General features: G+C 73.1%; 3 protein-coding genes and 1 pseudogene. All 4 read left to right on the top strand.

Annotation, left to right across the window (positions count from 1 at the left end):
• A pseudogene (locus tag SACSA_RS25545) lies at positions 1–624 on the top strand (phosphotransferase); the annotation flags it as partial.
• 33 nt (positions 625–657) lie between these two features.
• Positions 658–2,076: a replication-associated recombination protein A gene (locus SACSA_RS0101100; RefSeq protein WP_019812819.1), complete on the top strand. Its 1,419-nt coding sequence runs from the start codon at positions 658–660 to the stop codon at positions 2,074–2,076.
• Between the two features lie 67 nt (positions 2,077–2,143).
• Positions 2,144–2,551: a DUF948 domain-containing protein gene (locus SACSA_RS0101095; protein ID WP_028661414.1), complete on the top strand. Its 408-nt coding sequence runs from the start codon at positions 2,144–2,146 to the stop codon at positions 2,549–2,551.
• A partial coding sequence (locus SACSA_RS20935; protein WP_019812815.1) for a hypothetical protein occupies positions 2,548–2,820 on the top strand: 273 nt, incomplete at its 3' end. The genes SACSA_RS0101095 and SACSA_RS20935, both read left to right, overlap by 4 nt.

The following is a 2,820-nucleotide window of genomic DNA, read 5'->3' as shown; positions in this document are numbered from 1 at the left end:
CCCCGGGCGGCGCTGACCGAGCTGCCCGCGCTGCTGCGGGACGGCTACGGCGTGCCGACCCCGGACGGCGTGCGGGAGGCCGTCGAACGCGCCGCGGAGCAGGCCCGATCCCCGTCCTACCGCGCGTTCAGCCCGGCGTCGCTCTCCCCCGACAACAACCTCGTCACCAGCACCGGCGTGCGCTTTCTCGACTTCGAGCACGGGTGTATCCGCGGCGCGCTCGCCGACGTGGCGCACCTGTGGGTGCCCTTCGCCTCCAGTGCGTCCCCGCTGGCGCTGCCGGAGGGGATGAGCGAGGTCATGACCGCCGCCTGGCGGGCCGAGGTGGTCGAGTTGTGGCCCGCGCTGGCCGACGACACGCTGCTGTCGAGCTACGCGTTGCAGTCCCAGCTCGTGCTGGTGTGGCTGTCGACCTGGCGGAACCTGCCGGGCCTCGACGCGCTGCGTGGCGCCGGGCCGACGAGCAGGGCCGCCGCGCTGGTCACCTGGTGGCGCGACCTGGCCCGGCACGCCGGCTACGAGCGCGACGAGACCGTCGCCGAGTACGCCACGGCGGTCGGCGACGCGCTCGACGCCCGCTTCGGGCCCCGCCTGGAACTCGCGCTGTACCCGGCGTTCCGCTGATCCACCCGGCCGGGCCCGGGTTACGGTCGTGGGGTGGAGCAGGACGAACTCTTCAGGGTGAACCCCGATCTCGCCACGCCGGACACCGAACCGTCGGCGCGCCCGGACGGCCGGGACACCCCCGGGGCCGGTGCCGGGATCGGCCAGGGGCCCGGTGACGTGCCCTCCGGCGCACCGTTGGCCGTGCGGATGCGGCCCCGCACACTGGACGAGGTCGTGGGCCAGCGGCACCTGCTGGGACCGGGCGCGCCGCTGCGCAGGCTCGTCGAGGGCTCGGCCCCCGCGTCGCTGCTGCTGTACGGGCCTCCTGGCACGGGCAAGACGACGCTGGCCGGGCTCGTCTCGACCGTGACGGGCAGGCGCTTCGTCGCCCTGTCCGCGTTGTCGGCCGGAGTGAAGGAAGTGCGCGGGGTCATCGAACACGCCCGGCGCAGGCGCCGGTACGAGGACGAGGACACGGTGCTGTTCATCGACGAGGTGCACCGGTTCTCCAAGACCCAGCAGGACGCGCTGCTCGGCGCGGTGGAGGAGGGCACCGTGCTGCTCGTGGCGGCCACCACCGAGAACCCCTCGTTCTCCGTGGTCTCCCCGCTGCTGTCCCGGTCGCTGGTGTTGCAACTGCGCCCGCTCACCGACGACGACGTTCGCGACCTGCTGCTGCGGGCCGTGACGGACGAGCGCGGTCTCGGCGGCACCGTCGAGCTGGCCGACGACGCCCGCGAGCATCTCGTGCGCCTGGCCGCCGGGGACGCCCGCCGGGCGCTGACGGCCCTCGAGGCCGCGGCCGAGGCGACCACCGCCACCGGCGGTTCCGTCGTGGGTCTCGCCACAGTGGAATCTACTGTGGACAAGGCGGCGGTGCGCTACGACCGGGACGGCGACCAGCACTACGACGTCATCAGCGCGTTCATCAAGTCGATCCGCGGCTCGGACGTCGACGCGGCACTGCACTACCTCGCGCGGATGATCGAGGCGGGCGAGGACCCGCGCTTCGTCGCCCGCAGGCTGGTGGTGCACGCCAGCGAGGACATCGGCCTCGCCGACCCCACCGCGCTGCAGGCGGCCGTCGCGGCCTCGCACGCCGTGCAGTTCATCGGCATGCCGGAGGGCAGGCTCGCTCTCGCGCAGGCCACGATCCACCTCGCCACGGCGCCGAAGTCCAACGCGGTCATCACCGCGATCGACGCCGCGCTCGCCGACGTGCGGGCCGGAGGAGTGGGCACCGTGCCGCCGCATCTGCGCGACGGCCACTACGCGGGCGCGGCGACCCTCGGCCACGCGCAGGGATACCGCTACCCGCACGACGTCGCCGAGGGGGTGCTGGCCCAGCAGTACCCGCCGGACGAACTCGTCGGCCGCGACTACTACGACCCCGGGGGCCACGGGGCCGAACGCACCCTGGCCGAGCGTGTGCCCAAGCTGCGCCGAGCGATCCGGGGAGGCGATCGGTAGCGTGTGACGACGCGCGGTAGCCTGACCGCGGAGTCGGCGTGGTCGGACGAAATCTCGAGGAGGGCATGTGTCGGCAGGGCAGATCGCCGCAGTGATCGCCGCGGGCGCCTTCGTGTTGCTGGTGTTGTTCCTGGCGATCGCGTTGGTCAAGCTCGGCCGCACACTGGACGAGGCCACCATCGCCATCCGGAAGGCACATGAGAACACCGACCCGTTGCTGCACGGGGCGAACGAAACGATCACGCACGTGAACACGCAACTGGAGCGGGTGGACGGCATCACGTCGAACGCGCAGACCGTCTCCGGTAACGTCTCGGCGCTGTCGTCGGTGTTCACCGCCACGCTCGGCGGTCCGCTTGTCAAGACGGCCGCGCTCTCCTACGGCATCAGCAAGGCCATCCGCGCACGCCGCAAGGGCAAGGCCGACGAGGGCAGGCATGCGCGGCGGCGCGGGAAGAAGGGTGGTAGGCGATGAGGCGGCTGTTCTGGCTCGGCGTGGGTGTCGCCGTCGGGGTGACGGCCTCCCGCAAGGCCACCGAGACGGCTCGCCAGGCGACTCCGGCGGGGTTAGCCTCGAACGTGGGTGAGGCCGTGCGCGAGCTCGCGGGTGCGATCGGCGCGTTCGGCGCCGACGTGCGCGTCGGGATGAGCGAGCGTGAGCGGGAGCTGGACGAGTTCGTCGAGCGGCGTTCGGCTCTGCCCGGAACGGCGGCGCGCGGCCACGTCCCCGCCGGGCGCGAGCAG

The organism is Saccharomonospora saliphila YIM 90502, assembly GCF_000383795.1.
Classification (GTDB): Bacteria; Actinomycetota; Actinomycetes; order Mycobacteriales; family Pseudonocardiaceae; genus Saccharomonospora; species Saccharomonospora saliphila.
Note: the sequence above shows the minus strand (reverse complement) of the source record. Positions and strands in the feature narration are given on the sequence as shown.